We start from the raw sequence: 24,331 nt of genomic DNA on the forward strand, positions 1-24,331 counted from the left end.
GGAAAACAGGCCGGATGTCGTTCACATCCGGCACTGATACGGTTTACTCTTCTGGTGCTTCCAGCTCGGAGAATCCACCGTGTCCTTCCCAACCGGCTAATCGCTGATAGACGGTATCAACCGCATCTTTGATCGGCTGTGTCATCGGGTAGTAAAAACCGACGATGTCCGGTTGAATGCCGAGGAAAATTACCTCACCAACATCGTCTTTCAGCTGATCTACCAGGTAGTTCAGCGGCATGTTGTGGGTGGTCATCATGAACATCTCGGCAATGTCATCAGGATCGATAATGCGGATTTCACCGGGGTTCAGCCCCATATCGGTGGCATCAACAATCAACAAACGCTGCGGACGCAGTTCACGGATGGCGACAATATCGTTCTCCGGCGCGCTACCGCCGTCGATGACAACCCAGTTGCCTTGAGGATTTGCAGCACACATTTCAGCCAGCAGCGGGCCCGCGCCGTCATCGCCCATCATGCTGTTACCCACACATAATAAAACGTCAGTCACGGTGTCTCCTCACCATCAGATAGATGGCGCTTTCCTGGTGTATGTCGTGCAGCATGCTAAGCATCAGCTTGCTCCACTCCTGCTGCTGCGGGGTCTGCACGGCACGCGCATCATCGAACGCGCGCGCCAGCATTTGCACATGGTTGAAATCGATAACGATCTCGCCGTATTTCGGCACGCCTTCCATTTTCCGGCGGGCTTCGCTTCCCTCAGCAAGGGTAGCAATCCATGCCAGATATTCGTCCCATGGACAAGTTAACGCCGCTTCCAGGCAATCGATGATCCCAAGGTGGTGACCAATCGCCAGGCTGTAATAGACAACCTGCTGCGCCTCAGCAGGCGTCGCATCGTTCTCATCAATAAACTTACGGCTCAGTTGACTGAACACCACCGTTTCACTCATCGGATACGCGCCTCTTCGACAACATGATTAAGATGCGTGACGATCTCGGTCAGACGCGGATCGTTTTCCGCTTCCAGCCAGCGCGCCACCTGATGCTCGCCCTGCCCTAACTGCGTCATATAGTCATCAGCAATCTGGCGACCATAGCGGTATCCCGCCAGACGGCGAGCCTCGCGATCCACCTTCACGCGCAGCGGCTGAACCATGTCCGGATGCAGAATTTCCGCCGGCTGTTCGTCCAGTTCACCCGGCGCACGCGCGTGAATTTTTTGCTCCAGCAGACCCAGCGCCATGGCAAAACCATACAGCGTTGCCGCAGGCGTCGGCGGACAACCTGGAATATACACGTCCACCGGTACGATTTTGTCCGTGCCGCCCCATACGCAGTATAAGTCGTGGAAGATACCGCCGCTGTTACCGCAGGCACCGTAAGAGATACAAATTTTCGGATCTGGCGCAGACTGCCAGGCACGCAGCGCCGGAGAGCGCATGGCACGGGTTACCGCGCCGGTAAACAGCAGAATATCCGCATGGCGCGGTGACGGGACGACTTTGATGCCAAAACGTTCGGCATCAAACAGCGGAGAAAGCGTAGCAAAGATTTCGATTTCGCAACCGTTGCAGCCGCCGCAGTCCACGCGGTAAACGTACGCTGAACGCTTGATGCTTTTCAGCAGCGACGCTTTCATGCTGGCAATGGATTCATCCACCGTCATCGGTACCGGAATACCGTTGGCGTCACGTGGGCCTAATAAATTGCTCATCAGCTGGCCTCTTTCATATGGCGAGTCAGTTCAATACGGTCAGACGGCACCAGGCATTTCTGGCGCTTACAGTCCGGGCAGGTCTCAAAGCTTTCACGGTGGTTTTCCGCGCGGGTATCACCGTTGTGCTTAAGCAGCGCAATGGCGTAATCAATCTCTTTTTGCACCGCAAACGGACGGTTACATACGCGGCAATTGCACAGCGCAAAACGAGACTGCTGCAGGAAATCATCTTTCTTCCACACCGCCAGCTCATACTCCTGCGACAGCTTGATTGCCGCTGTCGGGCAGACTTCTTCGCAGCGGGCGCAGAAAATGCAGCGCCCAAGGTTGAACTGCCACGCCAGCTCATTGGTGACCAGATCGGTTTCTACCGTCAGCGCGTTCGACGGGCACGCGTTCACACAGGCCGCACAGCCGATGCACTGCTGCGGATTATGTTCCGGTTTGCCACGGAAGTTTTTATCGACCGCAATCGGCTCCAGCGGATACGACGACGTCGGTGCCCCGGTTTTGATGACTTTTTTGATAAAGGTAAACATGGCGATTCCTTATTTCAGCGGCGAGTTTTTACGCTCGATGCTGTAGCGCTCAAGTTCTTTGTACGGCACGACTTTGCTCTTCTTCTTACGCACATCAACCACAGTCATACGGTCAGTACAGGAGTAGCAAGGATCGAGGCTACCGATAATCAGCGGGGCATCGGAAACGGTATTGCCACGCAGCATGTAGCGCAGCGTCGGCCAGTTGGCGTAAGTCGCCGCACGGCAGCGCCAGCGATACAGTTTCTGGTTGTCGCCGGTCATGCTCCAGTGGATGTCATCTCCACGCGGCGCTTCAGCAAAGCCCAGTGCGAAACGGTGAGGAATATAGGTAAAGCCTTCCACCATCAGCGGGCCGCCCGGCAGGTTATCCAGACCAAAGTCGATCATATTCAGCGCGGTGTAGACTTCATTAATACGGACTTTCAGGCGAGAAATAACGTCGCAGCCCTGCTCGCTGTGAACTTCCATCGGCAGCAGACCATAGCCGACAAACGGGTGATCGGCGCGGGTGTCACGCGCGTGGCCGCTGGCGCGAACCATCGGGCCGACGTTACTGAAGTCACGGGCAATTTCCGGATCAAGACGACCAATACCAACGGTACGCTGTTCCATGTTCGGCGTGCTGAGCAGCATATCGACCAATTCCTGCACGTCACGACGCATCTGCTGCGCCAGTTGACGGGTCTGGATCATATCTTCTTTCAGCAGATCACGACGGATACCGCCGATCAGGTTCAGACCGTAGGTTTTACGTGCCCCAGTGAGGATCTCCGCCATCTTCATCGACGTTTCACGCACGCGGAAGAACTGCATAAAGCCGGAGTCAAAACCGGTGAAGTGACAGGCCAGGCCGAGGTTGAGCAGGTGCGAGTGCAGACGCTCAACTTCCAGCAGAATAGCGCGGATCATCTGCGCACGTTCCGGCACCACGATGCCCATCGCATTCTCAACGGAGGTGGTATAAGCGGTGCTATGCGCAAAGCCGCAGATGCCGCACACGCGATCTGACAGGAACGTCACTTCGTTGTAACCCATGCGGGTTTCCGCCAGTTTCTCCATGCCGCGGTGGACATAGAACAGACGGTAATCGGCGTCGATGATGTTCTCACCGTCAACAAACAGGCGGAAGTGACCGGGTTCATCGGAGGTGACGTGCAACGGGCCAATCGGCACCACGTTATTTTTCTTGTCGCCCAGTTCGTTGATGAACTCGTAGGTTTCAGCATCTGTAGTCGGCGCCGGGCGCTGACGATAATCCATGCTGTCTTTACGCAGCGGATAGAGTTCGTCCGGCCAATCATCCGGTAACACCAGACGGCGCTCATCCGGTAAACCAACCGGGATCAAACCGTACATGTCGCGCACTTCACGCTCGCCCCAGACCGCTGCTGGAACGCGCGGCGTGACGGACGGGAACTCCAGTTTATTGGCATCGACTTCAACGCGGACGGTTATCCAGCACTTGGTGCCCTGCTCCATCGACATCACGTAATAAACGGCGTAATGACCGCACAGCTGACGTTCGTCGTTACCAAACAGCACGGATAACCAGCCGCCCTGTTTGTAGTACAGGAACTCCACCACTTCCGGCAGGTAGTTCACCTTGACGGTGATCGTCAGCTGATCTTTGGTCTGCCAGGCTTCATCCAGCACCACGCCCGGAAAGGCCTGGTGCAGCGCAGCGAGATATTGTTGACCTAATTTTTCTTCAGACATGCTCAAACTCTCTTAAATCACGCCACCAGCAAGGAGACGAACGCTAAAAACGCAAACCCAAAACCGGCCCAGGTCACGCGTGAAGTGGCGCAAAAACGCAGACGCGCCATGCTGTTTTCGAACAGGGCGATGACCAGCACGCCGAGGACCAGCTTGACGACGGCAATCACCAGCGCCAGCAGCAGTCCACCGGCGGTGAAGGTTTCCATCTGTCCCCACGGCAGGAACACGCCAACGAACATTTGCAGAACGACCAGCTGTTTGAGGCTAATGCCCCACTTCAACACGGCAAAACCGCTGCCGCTGTATTCAGTCAATGGACCTTCCTGCAGCTCCTGCTCTGCTTCCGCCAGATCGAACGGCAGTTTGCCCATTTCGATAAAGGTGGCGAAAGCACAGGCGCACAGTGCCAGAATCAGCGGGATGCTGCGCGCAGCAGGCCAGTGGTAAATGGTATCGGCGATATTGCTGATATGGGTTGAACCCGCAACCTGTGCCGCTACCCACAGCCCCAGCAGCAGGATAGGTTCGACCAGCACGCCGAGCATCGCTTCACGGCTGGCGCCAATGGCGGTAAACGGGCTACCGGTATCCAGTCCCGCGATAGAGAAGAAGAAACGGGCGATGGCGAACAGGTAAATTAAGGTGATCAGATCGCCCAGTTGTGGCAGCGGCGAGCCAACGGTCACGACCGGCAACGCAGTGGCGATAGTCAGCATCACGCCCACCATCACAAACGGCGTCAGGCGGAAAACCCAGCTGGAATCCGCAGGCGCAATGCTCTGACGGCCCAGCAGTTTGATAATGTCGCGGTATTCCTGCAAAACGCCCGGACCGCGGCGATTGTGCAAACGCGCACGCGCCACGCGGGTAACACCGGACAGCAGCGGCGCAACGGCAAACAGCACCAGCGCCTGAATTAACGGATATAAAACACTCATTCTCAGGCTCCTCGAGAAACCACAATCACCACCAGCACCGCCAGCTCAATCAGCGCCAGGCGACGGAACAGCACCGGTGCAGCCGCATTCTGCCAGCCCGGAACCAGTGATACCGGGTTCAGCCATTTACGCAGTTTGAGTACCGGGGCAAAGGCTTCTTTCACCGGCATGGCAAAACCGTGCGCGGTAATCACCATTGACCGCTCGTGATCGTAACCACACACCCATGCCGCACCGCGTGAACGCGACGGCAGACGGTTGCCTTTGAAAATGGCCATGATGATGAACGGCAGCAGCGGACACGCGATCAGCAGCAGCGTGATCATTGGCTGAGAAACGGTGGTGTTCGCGGTTTCCAACGGCAGCGGAACGGCGGAGGAGATCATCGGCAGCAGCCACGGCGCAGCAACGCCGCCAATCACGCAGCAGATAGCCAGCGCGACGACGCTCACTCCCATCAGGATTGGCGCGCAGCAGGCATTTTCAGCTTCCTTCGTGCGCGGTGCGCCAAGGAACGTAACGCCATAGACTTTCGCCATACACATCACCGCCAGCGCGCCGGTAATTGCCAGCCCTACCGCCAGCAACGGTCCTAACAGGCTACCGACAAACGCGCCGCTGTTGCCAAGCTTAAAGAAGGATTGGTAGATAACCCACTCACCGGCAAAACCGTTCAGCGGCGGCAGTGCGGCCATCGCCATCAGACCAACCAGCATCGCCAGCGAGATAACCGGCATACGTTTACCGATACCGCCCAGTTTTTCGATATCACGATGACCGGTACGGAACCAGATGCTGCCTGCACCCAGGAACAGAACGCTTTTGAACAGGCTGTGGTTTACCAGGTGGTACAGACCGCCGGTCAAACCCAGCGCGATCAGCGCAGGTTGATTCAGGGAGATTCCGGTCACGCCAGCGCCCAGACCCAGCAGAATAATGCCGATGTTTTCCAGCGTGTGGTACGCCAGCAGGCGCTGGATATTGTGTTCCATCAGCGCATACAGACCACCAACAAACGCGGTGATCATGCCCAGCACCAGCAGCGTAATCCCCCACCACAGCGGCGCGTTACCGCCCAGCAGCGACAGGGAGAGAATACCCAGCAGACCAACCTTCATGACGACGGTAGAGAACAGCGCCGCAGCCGGTGCGCTGGCATTGGCGTGTGCCTGTGGCACCCAACCGTGCAGCGGAATAATCCCGGCCAGCAGGCCAAAACCTGCCACGCCCAGCAGCCAGATGTCAGACCCGAGCGGCAGCTCCTGGGTGCGCAGGTCTAGCAGACGCAGCTCCAGTGTGCCGTAACGTTGCCACACCAGGTAGCAGGCGACCGCCAGCAGCAGCGTACCAATACGCCCCAGTGCAAACCACAGTTTGCCTTCTTTACTGCATCCGGTAAGGAACACGGCACACAGCGCCATGATTTCCGCCATCACCACCAGCGTACCGAGGTTGCTGGCAACCACCGCACATACCGCCGCGGCCATCAGCAGATTCACCAGCAGGCCGTTAGCTTTCACCTGCGGATGACGATGCCAGTCAATGTTGTACAGGCTGACAAACAGGCCGCACAGGCCCAGTGTAATCAGCCAGATAGCATTAAGCGGAGTAATTTGCAGACTGTGACCAATAAACGGCATCACGCCGCTCACTGCCAGCGCATTAGTCAGAACGGTATAACCCGCGGCTGCCGTACACAGGCTGCCGACTGCACCGCCAACCCCAGCAATCCATCCGCTCAGCGATTTATGAAATGAAAACAGAAATGCCAGAACCGCAGCCGCTGTAAACCAGGCTACGCCGCTGTTAATCAGTGAAATTGCGCTCATTTTGCATCCCCACTCTGAGCCTGCTGAAACAAGGTGAGATCGCCGAAATCGGTATTGAAAGTCAGCTCACGCTTACGTTTGCTGGCGCGGGCGATATCCATGTTGCTCACCAAGTGCAGGGCTTTGGTCGGACACATGCGCACGCAGGCCGGACCTTGCTCGTCAAAACTACACAGATCGCATTTCACCGCGATGGCACGAACGCCAGGAACCCAGTCCAACAGCGAACTCACGCGAGCAGGCGCTGGCGGAGCCGGAGGCGCTTTTGGCGTATTGGCGTTTGCCGGAATGTGTAGCGGACGGCTACCGGAAAACTCTATCGCGCCAAACGGACAAGCGATCCCGCACAGTTTGCAGCTTACGCACAGGCTTTCGTTCAGCTGTACGGCGCCATCAACGCGGTTAATGGCATTAACCGGACACACGGTGGCGCAAGGTGCATCTTCACACTGGTGGCAAAGCTGCGGCGCGGATTCTTTTTCATTTAACATCACTTTCAGGCGCGGCATTGACTGCAGGCCATGCTGGCGATGTGTCTCTGAGCAGGCGGCTTCACAGGTGTGGCAGCCAATACAAAGAGTGGAGTCAGCAATTACAAAACGATTCACCAGGCATTCCTCAGGTGATAGTCATTTTTGACGAAAACATGTCTACCAAATGTCATTTCGACATTTTTCGACATGCCCATTCCCTAAAACGTCGTGACGCAGTATGTAGACCGCACCATGACAAAGTGGGCAGCACCCGAGGCTTAAGCCGGGCTGTGTCCCTCAACCAGCTGGCTTAAATTCACCGGCATATTGTTCTCAACCGCGGTGTACAGGCTGTCGTAGACGGTGGCGATTTTTTCGAGATAGTGCTCCAGCACCTGCTCGCGATCGCGGTTGCTAATACGCTCATCGACCTTACCGTCGATAGTCAATTCTGCCTGTGCAATCAGCTGCTTATCATCACCGTCTTTCGTTTCGACGTAGTATTCGATGGTATGGCTGTTAAAGCCGTCCGCCAGCGTGACGTAGATAGTGAAGTGTTCAAAAAGGACGAAGCAGAGATCCTTGTCCGGTGCGCAGCTCATCGCATGATGCAAACGCGCTTTTGACAGGGTGATCCCCTGAACCAGCGAGTTGCAGTAAATACGCCACTGGTCCTGTAGGCGACGATGCCGTTCAGCGATGTAATCGGCTTTTTCGCTTATTTCCCAAATAGTCATGTCAGGTTACCCGTTTAGCAGAGATGAACAGCCTTAAGCACATTTCATGCCAAAATTAAATTACTTAATTTTCATATAGATAAAAAATCAAAGGCGGGTGACGACATGTCATTTCGTCATCGTCGTCATTGTCACGAATGAAAAAAATCAACCTGGCATGCTTATTGCTTTTAATACGGCAACTTCACAGGAGGCGGTATGCACGAAATAACCCTCTGCCAACGGGCACTGGAATTGATTGAACAACAGGCCACGCAACACGGTGCTAAGCGAGTAACTGGGGTCTGGCTCAAAATTGGCGCATTTTCTTGCGTAGAAACCAGCGCTCTCTCCTTTTGTTTTGATCTGGTATGCCGCGGGACCCTTGCAGAAGGTTGTAAACTCCACCTCGAAGAACAAGAAGCCGAATGTTGGTGCGAATCTTGTCAGCAATACGTCACGTTACTGACGCAACGCGTGCGCCGATGTCCGCAATGCAACAGCGATATGCTGAGAATTGTGGCCGATGACGGCTTACAGATTCGACGTATTGAAATAGATGAAACTCCAGCGCCGGATGGCGACGCTTAAGCGTCTTATCCAGCCTACAGAAACAGCTCGTTTGTAGGCCGGATAAGGCAACGCAGCCATCCGGCAACAGATGTATCGCAAGTAAAAAGATCAGGAGTGAGCGATGTGTACGACATGTGGTTGCGCTGAAGGCAACCTATATATAGAGGGTGATGAGCATAATCCCCACTCGGCGTTTCGCAGCGCGCCATTTGCCCCGGCGGCTCGTCCGGCGCTGAATATTACCGGTGTGAAGACCTCAAATTTCACACCGAGCCAGACTGAAGAAGGCGATTTGCACTACGGTCACGGTGAGGCCGGAACCCACGCACCAGGTATGAGCCAACGCCGTATGCTGGAAGTGGAAATTGACGTACTGGACAAAAACAACCGCCTCGCCGAGCGCAACCGTGCCCGCTTTGCGGCCCGTCAGCATCTGGTGCTGAACCTTGTTTCAAGCCCGGGCTCTGGTAAAACTACCCTGCTGACCGAAACGCTGATGAAGCTGAAAGATAGCGTGCCGTGCGCCGTTATTGAAGGTGACCAGCAGACGGTGAACGATGCCGCCCGTATTCGCGCCACAGGCACACCCGCCATTCAGGTCAACACCGGTAAAGGTTGCCACCTTGACGCACAAATGATTGCTGACGCCGCGCCGCGTTTGCCGCTTGACGATAACGGTATTCTGTTCATTGAAAACGTCGGCAACCTGGTCTGCCCGGCCAGCTTCGACCTCGGCGAGCGCCATAAAGTGGCCGTGCTTTCAGTAACCGAAGGTGAAGACAAACCGCTGAAATACCCGCATATGTTTGCCGCCGCATCGCTGATGCTGCTCAACAAAGTGGATCTATTGCCGTACCTCAATTTTGACGTTGAAAAATGCATCGCCAGCGCCCGGGAAGTGAACCCGGGGATTGAGATTATCCTAATTTCCGCCACCAGTGGTGAAGGGATGGATCAATGGCTCTCCTGGCTGGAGACGCAGCGATGTGCATAGGTGTTCCGGGTCAAATCCGCACCATTGATGGCAACCAGGCCAAAGTCGACGTCTGCGGTATTCAGCGCGACGTCGACCTGACGCTGGTCGGTAGCTGTGATGAACATGGTCAACCGCGCCTCGGCCAGTGGGTACTGGTCCACGTCGGTTTTGCCATGAGCATCATTAATGAAGCTGAAGCGCGCGATACGCTCGACGCGCTGCAAAACATGTTTGACGTTGAGCCGGATGTCGGCGCGTTGCTGTACGGCGAGGAAAAATAAATGCGTTTTGTTGACGAATACCGCGCACCAGAACAGGTGATGCAGTTGATAGAGCACCTGTGCGAACGTGCCGCCCACCTCTCCTACACGGCTGAACGCCCGCTGCGGATCATGGAAGTTTGTGGTGGTCATACCCACGCTATCTTCAAATTCGGGCTCGACCAGTTGCTACCGGAAAACGTGGAGTTTATTCATGGTCCGGGTTGCCCGGTTTGCGTTCTGCCGATGGGCAGAATCGACAGCTGTGTAGAAATCGCCAGCCATCCAGAAGTAATTTTCTGCACCTTTGGCGACGCTATGCGCGTCCCGGGTAAGCAAGGCTCCCTGCTGCAAGCCAAGGCGCGCGGTGCGGATATCCGTATTGTCTATTCACCGATGGATGCACTGAAGCTGGCGCAGGAAAACCCAACGCGTAAAGTGGTGTTCTTTGGCCTGGGTTTTGAAACCACAATGCCAACGACTGCTATCACCCTGCAACAGGCAAAGCAGCGTGACGTGCAGAACTTTTACTTTTTCTGCCAGCACATCACGCTTATCCCTACGCTGCGCAGTCTGCTGGAACAGCCAGACAACGGTATCGACGCCTTTTTAGCACCGGGCCACGTCAGCATGGTAATTGGCACCGACGCCTATAATTTCATTGCTTCAGATTTCCATCGCCCCCTGGTGGTCGCCGGTTTCGAACCGCTTGATCTCCTGCAAGGCGTAGTGATGTTAATTGAGCAGAAAATTGCAGCCCAAAGCCAGGTAGAAAACCAGTACCGCCGCGTGGTACCGGATGCCGGTAACGCGTTAGCGCAACAGGCCATTGCCGAGGTGTTCTGCGTCAATGGTGACAGCGAATGGCGCGGTCTGGGCGTTATCGAATCCTCTGGCGTTCACCTGACGCCGGACTATCAGCGCTTTGATGCCGAAGCACATTTCCAGCCAGCGCCGCAGCAGGTGTATGACGATCCGCGCGCGCGTTGTGGGGAAGTGCTGACGGGCAGATGTAAACCACATCAGTGTCCGTTATTTGGCAAAACGTGTAACCCGGAGACCGCGTTTGGCGCCCTGATGGTCTCCTCAGAAGGCGCATGTGCCGCCTGGTATCAGTATCGTCAGCAGGAGTGTGAAGCATGAGCAGCGTACAACTCGCCCACGGTAGCGGCGGTCAGGCTATGCAGCAGTTGATCAACAGTCTGTTTATGGAGGCTTTTGCGAATCCGTGGCTGGCGGAACAAGAAGATCAAGCGCGTCTGGAACTGGCACAACTGGTGGCAGAAGGCGATCGTCTGGCGTTTTCAACTGACAGCTACGTTATCGATCCGTTGTTCTTCCCCGGCGGCAATATCGGCAAGCTGGCCATCTGCGGTACGGCTAACGACGTAGCGGTCAGCGGGGCTATTCCACGCTACCTCTCCTGCGGTTTTATCCTCGAAGAGGGTCTGCCGATGGAGACACTGAAAACCGTTGTTAACAGCATGGCAGCAACCGCGCGCGAAGCAGGCATCGCCATCGTGACTGGCGATACCAAAGTCGTGCAGCGTGGTGCAGCAGACAAGCTGTTCATTAACACTGCCGGAATGGGGGCAATTCCCGCCAACATTCACTGGGGTGCACAGACTCTCAGCGTGGGTGATGTGCTGCTGGTCAGTGGCTCTCTTGGCGATCACGGGGCAACTATCCTTAACCTACGCGAGCAATTGGGTCTGGATGGCGAACTGGTCAGCGACTGCGCGGTGTTAACACCTCTTATCCAGACGCTGCGTGATATTCCTGGCATGAAGGCGCTTCGTGACGCCACCCGTGGCGGCGTGAATGCGGTCACGCATGAATTTGCCGCAGCATGCGGATTTGGTATTGAGCTGTCGGAAGCTGCTCTGCCCGTGAAGCCAGCGGTGCGTGGCGTTTGCGAGCTGCTGGGTCTGGATGCGCTCAACTTTGCTAACGAAGGCAAACTGGTGATTGCCGTTGAGCGTCAGGCCGCTGAAAGCGTGCTTGCCGCGCTGCACGCGCATCCGTTAGGACGCGATGCGGCAATGATTGGTGAAGTGGTTGAACGTAAAGGTGTTCGTCTTGCCGGACTCTACGGCGTAAAACGAACCCTCGATTTACCACACGCCGAACCATTACCTCGTATATGCTAGCAGCCGGTTGGCAGCATGCTGTAGGCCGGATAAGACGCATTTGCGTCTTATCCGGCATTAACGCTGCATAACGCCTGATGGCGCTTTGCTTATCAGGCCTACGGATTGCGTGACCAGCGAGTTTGCGGTCAGCCATCCGGCAATAATTTACGACTTATACCTATAATTCATTTACCGTTTTCGCACCGTTCTGCGGTGCTTTCCCTGGAAAAGCAATATGTCGTATACACCGATGAGTGACCTCGGACAGCAAGGCCTGTTCGATATTACTCGTACATTATTACAGCAGCCCGATCTCCCGTCTCTTAGCGAGGCGCTTTCGCAGCTGGTCAAGCGTTCAGCGCTGGCCGACTGCGCGGCTATTGTCTTATGGCAGGCACAAACGCAACGTGCGCGTTATTTTGCAACGCGTGAAAATGGTAAACCCATCGATTATGAAGACGAAACGGTGCTGGCACATGGTCCGGTACGCCGTATTTTGTCTCGCCCTGATGCGTTGCACTGCAACTATCATGAGTTTACGGAAACATGGCCACAATTGGCTTCAGGTGGACTGTATTCTGAATTTGGCCACTACTGCCTGCTGCCACTGGCGGCAGATGGGCGCATCTTTGGCGGTTGCGAATTCATCCGTAACGAAGACCGTCCGTGGAGTGAAAAAGAATATAACCGTCTACAGACCTTCACTCAGATAGTCGGCGTCGTTGCTGAACAAATTCAAAGCAGAGTCAGCAACAACGTCGATTACGATCTGCTGTGTCGTGAGCGTGACAACTTTCGCATCCTGGTCGCCATCACCAATGCCGTGCTCTCCCGACTGGATATTGATGAGCTGGTCAGCGAAGTCGCCAAAGAGATCCACCACTACTTCGACATCGATGCCATCAGCATCGTGTTACGCAGCGATCGCAAAAATAAACTCAGTATCTATTCCACTCACTATCTGGATGAACATCATCCGGCACACGAACAAAGTGAAGTGGACGAAGCGGGAACGCTCTCTGAACGGGTCTTCAAAAGCAAAGAGATGCTGCTGATCAACCTGAGCGAACGTGACATCCTTGCCCCTTACGAACGGATGCTGTTCGAAACCTGGGGCAACCAGCTACAAACCCTGTGTCTGCTACCGCTGATGTCCGGCAATACTATGCTCGGCGTACTCAAGCTGGCACAGTGCGAAGAGAAAGTGTTCACTACCGCCAACCTCAAGCTATTGCGCCAAATCGCCGAGCGCGTGGCTATTGCCGTGGATAACGCCCTCGCCTATCAGGAGATCCACCGCCTGAAGGAACGTCTGGTCGATGAAAACCTGGCGTTGACTGAACAACTCAACAACGTAGAGAGTGAGTTCGGCGAAATCATTGGTCGCAGCGAAGCGATGTACAGCGTACTCAAGCAGGTCGAAATGGTGGCGCAAAGCGACAGCACCGTCTTGATTCTGGGTGAGACCGGAACAGGTAAAGAGCTGATCGCACGAGCCATTCACAACCTGAGCGGACGTAACGCCCGTCGGATGGTGAAGATGAACTGCGCGGCAATGCCTGCCGGATTACTGGAAAGCGATCTGTTTGGTCATGAGCGTGGCGCGTTTACCGGTGCCAGCACGCAGCGGATTGGTCGTTTCGAGCTGGCAGATAAAAGTTCGCTGTTCCTCGATGAAGTTGGCGATATGCCGCTGGAGCTTCAGCCTAAGCTACTGCGCGTTCTGCAAGAGCAGGAATTTGAACGTCTGGGCAGTAATAAGCTGATCCAGACCGACGTGCGCTTGATCGCCGCTACCAACCGCGATCTGAAGAAGATGGTTGCCGATCGCGAATTTCGTAACGATCTGTACTACCGGCTGAACGTCTTCCCGATCCATCTGCCGCCGCTGCGTGAGCGCCCGGAAGATATTCCGCTGCTGGTAAAAGCCTTCACCTTTAAAATTGCTCGTCGGATGGGACGCAATATCGACAGTATTCCTGCCGAGGCTCTGCGCACGCTGAGCTGTATGGAATGGCCGGGTAACGTGCGTGAGCTGGAAAACGTGGTAGAACGTGCGGTTCTGCTTACCCGGGGCAACGTGCTGCAACTGTCCCTTCCGGATATTGCCCCTTTGACGCCGTCCACGCCTCCGGTGGCAACCGAAGTCGCGCAGGACGGTGAAGATGAATACCAGTTGATTATGCGCGTACTGAAAGAAACCAACGGGGTGGTTGCCGGTCCCAAAGGCGCGGCACAAAGGCTGGGGTTGAAACGTACAACGTTACTCTCACGCATGAAGCGATTAGGCATTGATAAGGATGCACTGGTTTAGCCAGTGTGGCTATACTGGGTGATATCTCAACGAAAGGAGGCAGTATGGCGGTATCAGCACGTAATCAATTAACCGGTACGGTGAGCGCAGTCGCTACGGGCGCAGTGAATGATGAAGTTGAACTGACGCTGGCTGGCGGCGCAAAACTGGTCGCGATTGTAACCCATAGCAGCCAGCAGGCGCTGGGTCTGGCGAAAGGGAAAGAAGCAATTGCCCTGATTAAAGCGCCATGGGTGACGCTGGCAACTGAAGACTGTGGTCTGAAGTTCTCTGCCCGCAACCAGTTTGCTGGCAGTGTTTCCCAGGTCACAGAAGGCGCAGTCAACGCCACGGTACATATCAAAACTGACGCAGGCTTCGAGATTGTTGCCGTCGTCACCAACGAAAGTCAGCAAGAGATGAAACTGAGTCAGGGAAGCCGTGTTGTTGCGCTGATCAAAGCCTCAGCTATTCTGATTGCCACCAAAGCGTAGTCGCCATTCATCACCACATGGCTAAGTTGCCCGATGGCGCAATGCGCATCGGGCCTACGCGACAGATGCACTTATTCTCGTAGGCCAGATAAGGCGCAGCCGCCATCCGGCGCACAGCGACCTTATTTTTTCCGCTGGTACTTCTCGGGTAACTCCGGCACTGGACGTTTGTCATCAATCAGGTGACGTACGGTCAGAATCGGGTGACGCCAGAGCATTCTCGGCCCAGCCCAACGCATAATTTGCTTCATCTCTTCGCGTTTAGCAGGTTGATAACAGTGCACAGGACACTGTTTACAGGCCGGTTTTTCCTCACCAAATACGCACTTGTCGAGGCGCTTTTGCGCATAGGCAAATAACGCATCGTAATGCCCCGGCTCGCCTGAAGCCTGCGGGCACTGGCTCTCGTAGAGCGAAATCATTCTCTGGATCGTCATTTTTTCACGTGCAATGCGTTTGCCGGACATGATGCCTCCACAATTAAGTTGCATAAATAATACGCCTTAACAAAGCACAGAACTATTACCTGAAGGTGATACATCCTTAGCACCCTACGCAAATAAGAATTATTTTCATTTGTTTATGCCATGTGCTATATAACATAGCAAAGGCTATATTCGATGATAAATTAACCACTTTGTTGCGAGGGATACTATGCCGCATCTGCCCCATCTGAAGTCATTTCTCCTTGCCAGCGTGTTAACAGCGCTGACGCTGTCACCCGCCTGGGCGAAAGAAAAATTCAAAGTGGTGACCACCTTTACGGTGATTGCCGATATGGCAAGCAATGTAGCAGGTGACGCGGCGGACGTTAGTTCTATCACCAAACCGGGTGCTGAAATTCACGAATATCAACCAACCCCAGGCGATATTAAACGGGCGCAAGGCGCACAGCTTATTCTCTCCAACGGTCTAAACCTCGAACTATGGTTTTCCCGCTTCTACCAAAATTTGTCCGGCGTACCAGAAGTGATGGTCTCAAACGGCGTGCAGCCAATGGGCATCAGCGAAGGGCCGTACAACGGTAAACCAAACCCGCATGCCTGGATGTCAGCAGAGAACGCGCTGATCTACGTGGATAACATTCGCGATGCGCTGATCAAATATGATCCGGACAATGCCGCAACCTACCAGAATAATGCGCAGAATTATAAAGCGAAAATCCAGCAGACCCTGGCGCCACTGCATACAGAACTGGCAAAGCTCCCTGCTGATAAACGCTGGCTGGTCACCAGCGAAGGCGCATTCTCTTATTTAGCTCGTGATAACAATCTCAAGGAGCTGTATCTGTGGCCGATCAATGCCGATCAGCAGGGTACGCCCAAGCAGGTACGCAAGGTTATCGATGCGATCAGAGAGCATCATATCCCGACGGTATTTAGCGAAAGCACCGTGTCCGACAAACCAGCGCGTCAGGTTGCCCGTGAGTCTGGCGCACATTACGGCGGCGTGCTGTATGTCGATTCGCTCAGTGCAGCCGACGGTCCGGTACCGACCTATCTGGATTTACTGCGCGTCACCACGCAAACCATTGTTAACGGCATCAACAAGGGTCTGGAGAGCCAACCATGAGTCACTCTGCGATTACCGTAAATCAGGTTACGGTGACGTATCGCAACGGTCATACCGCATTGCGGGACGCCACTTTTCAGGTTCCGGGCGGCTCAATTGCCGCGCTGGTCGGCGTAAACGGTTCGGGAAAATCAACGCTTTTTAAAGCGCTGATGGGTTTTGTCCGCCTGGCGCAGGGGGAAATCTCAATTCTGCAACAGCCGGTAAATAAGGCGCTCAAACAGAATCTGATCGCCTATGTCCCCCAGTCAGAAGAGGTGGACTGGTCGTTTCCGGTACTGGTGGAAGATGTGGTGATGATGGGACGCTTTGGCCATATGGGCTGGCTGCGTCGACCAAAACAAATTGACCACGCCTGCGTAGATGCGGCGCTGGCGCGGGTTGATATGCTGGACTATCGCCATCGTCAGATAGGTGAACTGTCCGGTGGGCAGAAAAAGCGTGTTTTTCTGGCAAGGGCCATCGCACAGGACGGACAGGTTATTTTACTGGATGAACCCTTTACCGGCGTGGATGTAAAAACCGAGGCCCGGATCATCGACCTGCTGCGTGAACTGCGTAATGAGGGTCGAACCATGCTGGTCTCTACCCATAATTTGGGATCCGTCACCGAGTTTTGTGATTACACGGTGATGATTAAGGGCACGGTGCTGGCAAGTGGACCCACTGAAACCACCTTTACCCCCGAGAATCTCGAACTGGCATTCAGCGGTGTACTGCGTCACGTTGCGCTGAGCGGCGGTGAACAGCACGTAATTACCGATGATGAACGCCCGTTTATTTCGCGACGCACGGCAAACGAGGGGGAATAACCATGAACTGGCTAACGGAGCCGTTTGGCTACCAGTACATGCTCAACGCCATGTGGGTCTCGGCAATGGTCGGCGGCCTGTGTGCGTTTCTCTCCTGCTATCTGATGCTCAAAGGCTGGTCGCTGATTGGCGATGCGCTGTCGCACTCTATCGTGCCGGGCGTGGCAGGCGCTTATATGTTAGGGCTTCCCTTCGCGCTTGGCGCATTCCTTTCCGGCGGACTGGCGGCGGGCAGTATGCTGTTTCTTAATCAACGTTCGCGCCTGAAGGAAGATGCGATTATCGGACTGATTTTTTCGTCTTTTTTCGGTATCGGGCTGTTTATGGTGTCGCTCAATCCGATGTCGGTGAATATTCAGACCATTATTCTCGGCAACGTGCTGGCGATTGCGCCAGAAGATATTCTGCAACTGGCCATCATCGGGGTTATTTCGCTAACCATCCTGTTTTTGAAGTGGAAAGATCTGATGGTGGTTTTTTTTGATGAAAACCACGCGCGCTCTATCGGTCTGAATCCGGGCCGGTTGAAGCTGTTATTTTTTACGCTGCTCTCCGTTTCCACGGTCGCCGCGCTGCAAACCGTCGGCGCATTTCTGGTGATTTGCCTGGTGGTTACGCCCGGTGCAACGGCCTGGCTGCTGACCGATCGTTTTCCACGCCTGCTCACTATCGCCGTAGCTATTGGCAGCCTGACCAGCTTTTTCGGCGCCTGGCTGAGCTACTGGCTGGACGGTGCAACCGGCGGAATTATTGTCGTTCTGCAAACGCTGCTGTTCCTGCTGGCATTTGTCTTCGCGCCAAAACACGGTCTGCTGGCGAATCGCCGCCGCGCCCGTCTGGTGAACAAGGAGTCAGTATGATCTTAACAACGCTGCTGGAACCCTTTCAGTTTGGTTTTATGGTCAATGCGCTGGTCATCTCCACCATTGTCGCCGTGCCCTGCGCGCTGCTGTCTGTATTTTTAGTACTCAAAGGCTGGGCGCTGATGGGCGATGCAATGAGCCACGCGGTTTTCCCGGGAATTGTACTGGCGTGGATTGCGGGCATCCCACTGGCAATTGGCGCATTTATCGCCGGGCTGTTCTGTGCGGTGGCGACGGGTTATCTCGACGATAACAGCCGCATCAAACGCGATACCCTGATGGGAATCGTCTTTTCCGGCATGTTTGGCGCAGGGCTGGTGCTGTACGTCTCTATCCAGTCAGAGGTCCATCTCGATCATATTCTGTTCGGCGACATGCTGGGCGTATCGTTCAGCGACATCATACAAACCGCGGTTATTACGCTTGGGATAGCGCTTATTATTGGGCTTAAGTGGAAAGATCTGCTGCTGCATGCGTTCGACCCGCATCAGGCAAAGGCCAGTGGGCTTAACACTGCACTGCTACATTACGGCCTGCTGTGCATGATCGCCCTGACGATTGTCGCCACGCTAAAATCAGTAGGGATTATTTTGTCGATCTCCTTACTGATTGCGCCTGGCGCCATTGCGATTTTAATGACGCGGAAATTTTCCCACGCCTTGTGGCTGGCGGTGATTATGTCGGTCGTTACCTCGTTTATGGGCGTGTACCTGTCTTTTTTCATCGACAGTGCACCGGCCCCCACCATCGTCGTACTATTTTCACTACTGTTTGTGATGACCTTTATTTATTCCACCCTGCGCGACCGTCGTTTAGAACGGCGACGCCAGCAATACGACCTCTAACGGAGTGGGCAGTGATATGCCCACTATCGTTATTAGAATACGTAATGACAATATTCCCAGCGTCCTGAACAAATGCCCCGTTCTGAAACCATGCCATATTTACCAGCGCTATTTAATAATCAGATAGTCACTATCACATTAGATAAAAATACAGGTAAATTTTATGAGCAAGATGAGCATGTCAGAAATCTATTCTGAACCAGAGGCCTATGGCTTACCACGCAAAGGTATAACACTTAATAATAAGGAAGCTGCGTTGGTGGTAGTCGATCCACAGATCGATTTTTTAAGCCCTCAGGGTATTGGCTGGGAGGTTTTTAAAGACAGCATTATTGAAAATAATACTGTAGAAAATCTCGAGACGTTGTTCAAAATGGCAAAAGAAGCACAAATGCCTGTTTTTATTTCTCCACATTATTACTTTCCGCACGACCATAAATGGCAATCTACCGCTCCGGGAGAAACATTTATGCACGGCACTGGAATGTTCAGTCGTAAAGGTCCACTGACGATGGAGAATTTTGAAAATTCCGGCGCAGACTTTTTACCGCAGTTTAAGCCATATATTTATGATGGCGAAACGGTCATTGCCTCACCGCATAAGATTTTCGGACCAGAAACCAACGACCTGGTACTGCAATTAAGAAAACGCGGTGTCTCACAGGTCATTCTCGCCGGTATGGCTGCCAATCTGTGTATTGAATCCCATATGCGTGAATTGATTGAGCAAGGTTTTGAAGTTGTCGTCGTTAAAGATGCGACAGCGGGTCCGCGCATTCCGGAAGGTGACGGTTATCTCGCCGCTCTAACCAACTACCGCATCATTGCCAATGATTTATGGGACACCGACACCACGGTTGAAAAGGTAAAGGCAGCAGCTAAGTAATAGCTATGAGTACGGTTACCGAGGGTAATTGTATGTACAACATCGCTCATCCATTAGCCATCAAAATAAATTTCATTAAGCGCGGAACTTTTCCATGAATCTTAAGTTAAAGGTTATTTCGGCATGTATTTTACTTTCCATGTCTGTTTCAGCTACTCAGGTATTGGCCGCTGCCAGTACAAATGAGACAACTTACTTAGTTAACCGTGGTGATCCACAATTAAAGGTCAACGGCAAATATATCGATCAGATCATTGCCGAGGTAATGGCGAAAAATAATCTGCCGGGTTTATCCATGGCGATTGTTCAGGCGCCTTATATTCCGCGCTCAGCGGGATACGGTCTGGCAACGGCTGCCAATGATGAGCTTGCTTCCACCAAAACCATGTGGGGAATTGGCCCTATCACGCAGGCTTTTACTGCAGTCGCAGTAATGCAACTGGTAGAGCAAGGTAAATTGGATCTTAATACTCCTGTGAGTGTTTATTTGCCTGGCCTGCCGGAAAACTGGCATAACATTACGATTCTGGAATTAATGCAGCACTCATCCGGGATCCCTGATTTCAGATCTTTCGGCTATAAACAAGAGCAAAAATATACACCTGCGCAGCTGGTGGATCTTGTTAAAGATAAACCGCTCGAATTTAAAAATGGCACGGACATCAACTCCAGCGCAACTGACTTTATCCTGTTAGGAATGGCTATCGAGAAAGTCAGCGGAATGAGTTACGTAGACTTCGTCAACAAATACCAAATTGCGCCGTTAGGTCTGCAAAGCACCATGTTCGCAAAAGACATGCCAACGAAAGCATTCCTTGATCGCCCGACGCCTGATAAGCAACATAATCAGCATTCGAAATTTAAGTCAGAAATTGACTGGATCAACCCTGTTGAGCCTGCAACAGGTTACGTCGCAGCGGGTGACAAACTGGCGCCTGTCAGCGCGATCGCCACTGATAATCTGTTCGCCTACGGTGGTCTGTGGTCGTCAGCGGAAGACATCAGTAAGTGGGATATCGGTCTTGCCGGCAGCACGCTGGTTAAAGACAAAAAGCTGCGCGACATTATCTATAGCCCGGCAAAACTGAAAAATGGCAAAGTCGTGCCTGCCATGGCCGGCTGGGAATTTACCCGCCATCCTGGTTTTCTGGAAATCAAAGGAACCACAGGTGGCTTTAGTGCCTATCTGAGCCGCTTTACCGCCGGTGATGAACTGGTTTGCGTGACAATGCTGACCAACAAAGAAGGCGTAGACATGACTCAGGTGGCTCGTGATATCGCTGAAGCCTATAAAATCGGGCTGGGTTCTGGGTTAAATTCAGAGAAGATCAAAAACCAGGAAAGTAAATTCTCTGTCGATGAGACGGTCTCCCGTCTGAAAGCCATTCTGAAAAGCGAAGGCGTTCCGGTATTCACTGAAATTGATCACGAGAAAAATGCCGAGGGCGCGGGAATGAACCTGAGGCCAACGAAAGTCCTGGTATTTGGTAACCCTAAAGTCGGCACAAAACTGATGCAGGATAAACAGGGTGTCGCGCTGGATCTGCCGTTACGTGTCTCCGTATGGCAGGATAAGATCGGGCGAGTTTGGGTCGGTTATGAAAACCTGGATGACGTAGCAAAAACCTACGATCTTCAGGACAAGCAGACCATTGATAAGATTGACAACTTTATGACTAAGCTGGTCAGTCGGGCTGTTGATGCTTATATCCAGTAACGGGATTTAGCACTCCCAGCCTTCTCATGCTGCGGGACCGTTAAAGCTCCCGCAGCGTGTCAGCGCCAGCTTAATAGCGGGCTAAACGCCTCACGTCCCACCAGGGCACGAAGCGCAGGCAGATGACAGTTACGCGCCAGAAGCGGAGGTACGGCAAAAATAATGTCGCCGGAGAGCATCACATTCTCAAGTTGTCCCCACAGGTACCAGCCAGTTTCAACGCCACTGTCCGGGACGCGTAAATGCAAATGCCATCCCTCCTGCGGCTCATCAGCAATCCCCAGCCATTGGCTAAATCGGGGGATTTCAGGCACAACCTGAGTCACTAACGAACACACACCAACCTGGTTTGCCGGTATATACAACGTTAGCGCTCCCAAAGTAATACGTACCGCCGCCAGATTAGTGGGAGCCGTCATAACCGCTGGTCTCCTGATAACGCTCAAAGACCAGATTCAGATCGAGCAGCGTGTACCAGGTTTCCATCACGTTAACCACCCCCACAGCGATGCTTTGTAACGCCGGGGGCAACGAATCTCCTGGCAAATGAATCTGGCTTTCGGCGACTTCCAACACATCAATCAGTTTATCTATCAGGATCCCACTTTGCATTTTCTCGGCGCATCCAATCAAAATAGTGCGCTTACCTGCCGAATTGACGGTAGGTTTATCGATCAGGCTGTCCAGTCTCATTACCGATTCCACCCGTCCACGATAGTTGATGACCCCTTCAAGCATTGGCGCGCAACAGGGAACCCAGGAGATCGGGCGCTCTGCAAGGATCTCTTTAATTTGCGCCCCATAGAAGGCAAAATTTTTACCCGCCAGTTGAAATAACACCAGCGTACGCTGGGGTTCATCAACGTTTTCACACTCCGGCTTTTCACCATGGTTCAGCGCAAGAATCTGCTCCAGCTGTTGGCTCATATTGACTCCTTTTACTCGGCAATGCAGAAAGTGTTACGGCCATTTTGTTTCGCGGCATACAGCGCCTGATCGGCGCGTTCGCGTAGCGTTTCAATCCGATCGCCAAACTGCCACTGGGCAATACCCGCGCTGAAGGTACTGTGAAAACTGGCGTCGTTAACGGAAAATGTGACCTGCTCGTAATCCCTACGCAATCGTTCGACCACGCGCGCGGCCTTGTCACTGCTGGTGTTGGGCATAATGATGACAAACTCTTCACCACCATAACGGCCAACGATATCGGTGCTGCGTAAGCGATGGGAGAACAACTGCGAAATACCGACAATTACCTGGTCACCGACCGCATGACCGTAGGTATCGTTAATACTTTTAAAGCGATCCAGGTCCACCATCACCATACAAAACGGGTTGCCGCTGTAGTTCGACTCGGCAATCGCGCTTTTGAGAAAATGGGTGGTCGTTGAGTGGTTATATAACCCGCTCAGACTGTCCTGCGACATGCGGGCACGCAGGACGCGCATTCTTTCCGCGCGAATCGATACGGCGCGGATCAGCTCCTCAGGGTCGCTCTGTTTGAGGATAAAATCCTCCGCGCCGATGCTCATTGCTCCCAACTGCGCATGCTTGTTGGTCTCGCTGGAGAGATAGGCGATAGGCAGGCCAATATGCTGCGGTATTTGGCGAATCAGTTTTGTCAGTTCCTCACCGCTGAACTCCGGCATGTGATAATCCATCAACACCAAATCGATCGGCTGCGCATTGAGTACATGCAGTAGATAGTGAGGTTTTTCCAGCACATGCACTTCCATGCCCGCCAAGCGCAGCATCTCCGCGTTGTATTCAGCCACCGCCGGTTCGTCATCGATCAACAATACCTGGTAAGGCTTTTTCAGCGACGGTTGAGTCAGGCGATGAAGTTCCTGGACTAAATCGGTTATAGACGCAGGTTTTACGTAGTAGCCATCGCAGCCAGATTTGATGGCGTTGACGCGGGCATTGAAATCGCTATGACACGAGAGGAACAGCACAGGGAAAGGTTTGCCCACTTTTTGTTTCAAATCCGACATTGCCAGCGGTCCACCGTAGGCGTTGTCCGGAAAGCTAACATCCATAATCACCACGGCAGGCGGTTGCGACAATACGGCCTGAGTGAAATCCTGCGTGTTCGCGAACGCATGGCAGGTAAAACCAAAACAGCGCAGTTGGGTCGCGAGAAGCTCGACCTGGTCAATATCATCATCACACAGGTAGATAGGCTTACTGGCCCGCCGAACATATCCCTCTTCCGGGCGCTGCGCGGTGATCGGTAATGTGAACTCCGTATCGCTGATACGATGTTCAAGATTGAGCTGCTCCTGTGTCAGGGTGTACAACCACCTGATGATTCGCCGCAGCTCATCGTAATGCAATGTGCTTTGCTCTGTTTCCGGTTCTGTTAGTAAACGCTCACCTTCTGCTGAGGCATTCGCCAGCGGGCTAAAGCCAAAGGACCCTGCCGAACCGTGAATACTGTGCAGCAGGATATGTAGCTGTTTGCGACAGGCTTCGCTAGGCTCTGCGACCAGTTGAACGAGTAATCTTTCCGCTTGTGCCAGCATGTCGGGAATTCGGCGTAGAAACCCCTGCCGCAAACGCGCTATTTTTTCCTGCGCTGCCGCCATCGCTATATGCTTATTTTCTTGTTTCATCAAACACGTAGGCTTATTCAGTTAATCGCAGATGGTTGCAGTAGCGCATTGACAGCAGCCCCCAGATTTTCCGCGAGGTTTTCATCTTTTTTCACCCAACGGTCGTACAGAGCGTCGCTGCCCGTTACTTCATTGGCACTCAGTAAAATAAAAGGCTTAGCCCAATCCTGAGCGCGTAACAGCGCCAGCAAATCCAAACCACTGATCTCTGGCATATGCAGATCGCTAATCACCAGGTCGATGTTGTTATCCGAGTCCAGGCACGCCAGGGCGGAAATCGCGCTTTCCACAATCACCACATCGTAGCCGTCCATTTGCAAAAATATGGATGCCAGTTCAGCCGCAAAAAGATCATCATCAACTAATAAAATTCGCATTTTCTCTCTCGATTT

Annotated in this window: 27 protein-coding genes; 13 read left to right on the forward strand and 14 right to left on the reverse strand. The window is 53.5% G+C overall.

Translation table 11 applies throughout. The features are described from left to right. Positions 1-43 precede the first annotated feature (43 nt). The 9 genes from hycI to hycA form a co-directional block, all read right to left on the reverse strand. Entirely contained in the window at positions 44-514 is a 471-nt protein-coding gene (hycI, locus tag ACHHZ7_RS04785; protein ID WP_003037382.1) for a hydrogenase maturation peptidase HycI, read from the reverse strand. Further along, positions 507-917: a formate hydrogenlyase maturation HycH family protein gene (locus ACHHZ7_RS04790; protein ID WP_003037385.1), complete on the reverse strand. Its 411-nt coding sequence runs from the start codon at positions 915-917 to the stop codon at positions 507-509. Before ACHHZ7_RS04790 ends, hycI begins: the two co-directional genes overlap by 8 nt. Beyond that, the gene (gene hycG / locus ACHHZ7_RS04795; RefSeq protein WP_003037388.1) at positions 914-1,681 is read right to left on the reverse strand and encodes a formate hydrogenlyase subunit HycG; all 768 of its coding nucleotides are present in this window, start codon (positions 1,679-1,681) and stop codon (positions 914-916) included. Before hycG ends, ACHHZ7_RS04790 begins: the two co-directional genes overlap by 4 nt. Beyond that, positions 1,681-2,223 (reverse strand): formate hydrogenlyase complex iron-sulfur subunit, encoded by a 543-nt coding sequence (locus ACHHZ7_RS04800; RefSeq protein ID WP_032944742.1) that lies wholly within the window; start codon positions 2,221-2,223, stop codon positions 1,681-1,683. Before ACHHZ7_RS04800 ends, hycG begins: the two co-directional genes overlap by 1 nt. 9 nt (positions 2,224-2,232) lie before the next feature. Beyond that, complete coding sequence (hycE, locus tag ACHHZ7_RS04805; RefSeq protein ID WP_003037393.1) at positions 2,233-3,942, reverse strand: formate hydrogenlyase subunit HycE; 1,710 nt, start codon at positions 3,940-3,942, stop codon at positions 2,233-2,235. A gap of 17 nt (positions 3,943-3,959) precedes the next feature. After that, positions 3,960-4,883 (reverse strand): respiratory chain complex I subunit 1 family protein, encoded by a 924-nt coding sequence (locus tag ACHHZ7_RS04810; protein ID WP_003825914.1) that lies wholly within the window; start codon positions 4,881-4,883, stop codon positions 3,960-3,962. A 2-nt stretch (positions 4,884-4,885) separates the two neighbouring features. Next, positions 4,886-6,712 (reverse strand): formate hydrogenlyase subunit 3, encoded by a 1,827-nt coding sequence (gene hycC / locus ACHHZ7_RS04815; protein WP_060683328.1) that lies wholly within the window; start codon positions 6,710-6,712, stop codon positions 4,886-4,888. Beyond that, positions 6,709-7,320 carry a formate hydrogenlyase subunit HycB gene (gene hycB, locus ACHHZ7_RS04820; RefSeq protein ID WP_003825909.1) on the reverse strand — a complete coding sequence of 204 codons (612 nt, stop codon included), beginning with the start codon at positions 7,318-7,320 and terminating at the stop codon, positions 6,709-6,711. The genes hycC and hycB overlap by 4 nt, the downstream gene beginning before the upstream one ends. A 143-nt stretch (positions 7,321-7,463) precedes the next feature. Beyond that, a complete protein-coding gene (hycA, locus tag ACHHZ7_RS04825; RefSeq protein ID WP_008785633.1) occupies positions 7,464-7,922 on the reverse strand; it encodes a formate hydrogenlyase regulator HycA in 459 nt (152 codons plus the stop codon). A 198-nt stretch (positions 7,923-8,120) separates the two neighbouring features. Here hycA and hypA point away from each other — a divergent pair, with 198 nt between their 5' ends. The 7 genes from hypA to ACHHZ7_RS04860 all read left to right on the forward strand — a co-directional run bounded on the left by hypA (position 8,121) and on the right by ACHHZ7_RS04860 (position 14,629). Further along, a complete protein-coding gene (hypA, locus tag ACHHZ7_RS04830; protein WP_008785634.1) occupies positions 8,121-8,492 on the forward strand; it encodes a hydrogenase maturation nickel metallochaperone HypA in 372 nt (123 codons plus the stop codon). 103 nt (positions 8,493-8,595) lie between these two features. Further along, the gene (gene hypB / locus ACHHZ7_RS04835) at positions 8,596-9,468 is read left to right on the forward strand and encodes a hydrogenase nickel incorporation protein HypB (RefSeq protein WP_003037409.1); all 873 of its coding nucleotides are present in this window, start codon (positions 8,596-8,598) and stop codon (positions 9,466-9,468) included. Next, entirely contained in the window at positions 9,459-9,731 is a 273-nt protein-coding gene (gene hypC / locus ACHHZ7_RS04840) for a hydrogenase 3 maturation protein HypC (RefSeq protein WP_003037411.1), read from the forward strand. Before hypB ends, hypC begins: the two co-directional genes overlap by 10 nt. Next, a complete protein-coding gene (gene hypD, locus ACHHZ7_RS04845) occupies positions 9,732-10,853 on the forward strand; it encodes a hydrogenase formation protein HypD (RefSeq protein WP_003825899.1) in 1,122 nt (373 codons plus the stop codon). It abuts the gene before it with no gap. Then, entirely contained in the window at positions 10,850-11,860 is a 1,011-nt protein-coding gene (gene hypE, locus ACHHZ7_RS04850; protein WP_060683327.1) for a hydrogenase maturation carbamoyl dehydratase HypE, read from the forward strand. Before hypD ends, hypE begins: the two co-directional genes overlap by 4 nt. Positions 11,861-12,077: 217 nt before the next feature. Continuing rightward, the gene (flhA, locus tag ACHHZ7_RS04855; RefSeq protein WP_032944751.1) at positions 12,078-14,156 is read left to right on the forward strand and encodes a formate hydrogenlyase transcriptional activator FlhA; all 2,079 of its coding nucleotides are present in this window, start codon (positions 12,078-12,080) and stop codon (positions 14,154-14,156) included. Positions 14,157-14,200: 44 nt separating this feature from the next. Further along, complete coding sequence (locus ACHHZ7_RS04860; RefSeq protein ID WP_003825890.1) at positions 14,201-14,629, forward strand: molybdopterin-binding protein; 429 nt, start codon at positions 14,201-14,203, stop codon at positions 14,627-14,629. A gap of 122 nt (positions 14,630-14,751) precedes the next feature. On the opposite strand, the gene ACHHZ7_RS04865 is transcribed toward ACHHZ7_RS04860, so the two are convergent. Continuing rightward, a complete protein-coding gene (locus tag ACHHZ7_RS04865) occupies positions 14,752-15,096 on the reverse strand; it encodes a nitrous oxide-stimulated promoter family protein (protein ID WP_048236638.1) in 345 nt (114 codons plus the stop codon). A 187-nt stretch (positions 15,097-15,283) separates the two neighbouring features. Here ACHHZ7_RS04865 and ACHHZ7_RS04870 point away from each other — a divergent pair, with 187 nt between their 5' ends. The 6 genes from ACHHZ7_RS04870 to ACHHZ7_RS04895 all read left to right on the forward strand — a co-directional run bounded on the left by ACHHZ7_RS04870 (position 15,284) and on the right by ACHHZ7_RS04895 (position 21,324). Beyond that, positions 15,284-16,201 carry a metal ABC transporter substrate-binding protein gene (locus ACHHZ7_RS04870; RefSeq protein ID WP_008785641.1) on the forward strand — a complete coding sequence of 306 codons (918 nt, stop codon included), beginning with the start codon at positions 15,284-15,286 and terminating at the stop codon, positions 16,199-16,201. Then, positions 16,198-17,013, forward strand: a complete 816-nt coding sequence (gene sitB / locus ACHHZ7_RS04875; RefSeq protein WP_060683326.1) for an iron/manganese ABC transporter ATP-binding protein SitB — start codon at positions 16,198-16,200, stop codon at positions 17,011-17,013. Before ACHHZ7_RS04870 ends, sitB begins: the two co-directional genes overlap by 4 nt. 2 nt (positions 17,014-17,015) lie before the next feature. After that, positions 17,016-17,873 (forward strand): iron/manganese ABC transporter permease subunit SitC, encoded by an 858-nt coding sequence (gene sitC / locus ACHHZ7_RS04880; RefSeq protein ID WP_008785642.1) that lies wholly within the window; start codon positions 17,016-17,018, stop codon positions 17,871-17,873. Next, positions 17,870-18,721: an iron/manganese ABC transporter permease subunit SitD gene (gene sitD / locus ACHHZ7_RS04885; protein WP_032944764.1), complete on the forward strand. Its 852-nt coding sequence runs from the start codon at positions 17,870-17,872 to the stop codon at positions 18,719-18,721. Before sitC ends, sitD begins: the two co-directional genes overlap by 4 nt. Positions 18,722-18,884: 163 nt before the next feature. Continuing rightward, positions 18,885-19,607 carry a cysteine hydrolase gene (locus ACHHZ7_RS04890; protein WP_008785644.1) on the forward strand — a complete coding sequence of 241 codons (723 nt, stop codon included), beginning with the start codon at positions 18,885-18,887 and terminating at the stop codon, positions 19,605-19,607. 94 nt (positions 19,608-19,701) lie between these two features. After that, complete coding sequence (locus ACHHZ7_RS04895) at positions 19,702-21,324, forward strand: serine hydrolase (RefSeq protein WP_032944766.1); 1,623 nt, start codon at positions 19,702-19,704, stop codon at positions 21,322-21,324. 59 nt (positions 21,325-21,383) lie between these two features. Here ACHHZ7_RS04895 and ACHHZ7_RS04900 read toward each other — a convergent pair whose 3' ends face one another. From ACHHZ7_RS04900 to ACHHZ7_RS04915, 4 genes are read right to left on the reverse strand one after another with little or no spacing between them, the layout of a single operon-like run. Next, positions 21,384-21,743: a hypothetical protein gene (locus tag ACHHZ7_RS04900; protein WP_003825861.1), complete on the reverse strand. Its 360-nt coding sequence runs from the start codon at positions 21,741-21,743 to the stop codon at positions 21,384-21,386. Then, on the reverse strand, positions 21,727-22,251 hold the full coding sequence (locus tag ACHHZ7_RS04905) for a chemotaxis protein CheW (RefSeq protein WP_032944769.1): 525 nt from the start codon (positions 22,249-22,251) through the stop codon (positions 21,727-21,729). Before ACHHZ7_RS04905 ends, ACHHZ7_RS04900 begins: the two co-directional genes overlap by 17 nt. A gap of 11 nt (positions 22,252-22,262) precedes the next feature. Continuing rightward, positions 22,263-23,939: a diguanylate cyclase gene (locus ACHHZ7_RS04910; RefSeq protein ID WP_032944772.1), complete on the reverse strand. Its 1,677-nt coding sequence runs from the start codon at positions 23,937-23,939 to the stop codon at positions 22,263-22,265. 17 nt (positions 23,940-23,956) lie between these two features. Beyond that, the gene (locus ACHHZ7_RS04915; protein WP_008785648.1) at positions 23,957-24,316 is read right to left on the reverse strand and encodes a response regulator; all 360 of its coding nucleotides are present in this window, start codon (positions 24,314-24,316) and stop codon (positions 23,957-23,959) included. Positions 24,317-24,331: the final 15 nt, after the last annotated feature.

It is taken from the genome of Citrobacter freundii complex sp. 2024EL-00216 (assembly GCF_043945515.1).
GTDB lineage: Bacteria > Pseudomonadota > Gammaproteobacteria > Enterobacterales > Enterobacteriaceae > Citrobacter > Citrobacter portucalensis.

Bases quoted from the DNA above. Each gene is read 5' to 3' on its own strand.
- ACHHZ7_RS04790 (WP_003037385.1), bottom strand. From the start codon at position 917: ATGAGTGAAACGGTGGTGTTCAGTCAACTGAGCCGTAAGTTTATTGAT.
- hycG (WP_003037388.1), bottom strand. From the start codon at position 1,681: ATGAGCAATTTATTAGGCCCACGTGACGCCAACGGTATTCCGGTACCG.
- ACHHZ7_RS04800 (WP_032944742.1), bottom strand. From the start codon at position 2,223: ATGTTTACCTTTATCAAAAAAGTCATCAAAACCGGGGCACCGACGTCG.
- hycE (WP_003037393.1), bottom strand. From the start codon at position 3,942: ATGTCTGAAGAAAAATTAGGTCAACAATATCTCGCTGCGCTGCACCAG.
- ACHHZ7_RS04810 (WP_003825914.1), bottom strand. From the start codon at position 4,883: ATGAGTGTTTTATATCCGTTAATTCAGGCGCTGGTGCTGTTTGCCGTT.
- hycC (WP_060683328.1), bottom strand. From the start codon at position 6,712: ATGAGCGCAATTTCACTGATTAACAGCGGCGTAGCCTGGTTTACAGCG.
- hycA (WP_008785633.1), bottom strand. From the start codon at position 7,922: ATGACTATTTGGGAAATAAGCGAAAAAGCCGATTACATCGCTGAACGG.
- hypA (WP_008785634.1), top strand. From the start codon at position 8,121: ATGCACGAAATAACCCTCTGCCAACGGGCACTGGAATTGATTGAACAA.
- hypB (WP_003037409.1), top strand. From the start codon at position 8,596: ATGTGTACGACATGTGGTTGCGCTGAAGGCAACCTATATATAGAGGGT.
- hypC (WP_003037411.1), top strand. From the start codon at position 9,459: ATGTGCATAGGTGTTCCGGGTCAAATCCGCACCATTGATGGCAACCAG.
- hypD (WP_003825899.1), top strand. From the start codon at position 9,732: ATGCGTTTTGTTGACGAATACCGCGCACCAGAACAGGTGATGCAGTTG.
- hypE (WP_060683327.1), top strand. From the start codon at position 10,850: ATGAGCAGCGTACAACTCGCCCACGGTAGCGGCGGTCAGGCTATGCAG.
- flhA (WP_032944751.1), top strand. From the start codon at position 12,078: ATGTCGTATACACCGATGAGTGACCTCGGACAGCAAGGCCTGTTCGAT.
- ACHHZ7_RS04860 (WP_003825890.1), top strand. From the start codon at position 14,201: ATGGCGGTATCAGCACGTAATCAATTAACCGGTACGGTGAGCGCAGTC.
- ACHHZ7_RS04865 (WP_048236638.1), bottom strand. From the start codon at position 15,096: ATGTCCGGCAAACGCATTGCACGTGAAAAAATGACGATCCAGAGAATG.
- ACHHZ7_RS04870 (WP_008785641.1), top strand. From the start codon at position 15,284: ATGCCGCATCTGCCCCATCTGAAGTCATTTCTCCTTGCCAGCGTGTTA.
- sitB (WP_060683326.1), top strand. From the start codon at position 16,198: ATGAGTCACTCTGCGATTACCGTAAATCAGGTTACGGTGACGTATCGC.
- sitC (WP_008785642.1), top strand. From the start codon at position 17,016: ATGAACTGGCTAACGGAGCCGTTTGGCTACCAGTACATGCTCAACGCC.
- sitD (WP_032944764.1), top strand. From the start codon at position 17,870: ATGATCTTAACAACGCTGCTGGAACCCTTTCAGTTTGGTTTTATGGTC.
- ACHHZ7_RS04890 (WP_008785644.1), top strand. From the start codon at position 18,885: ATGAGCAAGATGAGCATGTCAGAAATCTATTCTGAACCAGAGGCCTAT.
- ACHHZ7_RS04895 (WP_032944766.1), top strand. From the start codon at position 19,702: ATGAATCTTAAGTTAAAGGTTATTTCGGCATGTATTTTACTTTCCATG.
- ACHHZ7_RS04900 (WP_003825861.1), bottom strand. From the start codon at position 21,743: ATGACGGCTCCCACTAATCTGGCGGCGGTACGTATTACTTTGGGAGCG.
- ACHHZ7_RS04905 (WP_032944769.1), bottom strand. From the start codon at position 22,251: ATGAGCCAACAGCTGGAGCAGATTCTTGCGCTGAACCATGGTGAAAAG.
- ACHHZ7_RS04910 (WP_032944772.1), bottom strand. From the start codon at position 23,939: ATGAAACAAGAAAATAAGCATATAGCGATGGCGGCAGCGCAGGAAAAA.
- ACHHZ7_RS04915 (WP_008785648.1), bottom strand. From the start codon at position 24,316: ATGCGAATTTTATTAGTTGATGATGATCTTTTTGCGGCTGAACTGGCA.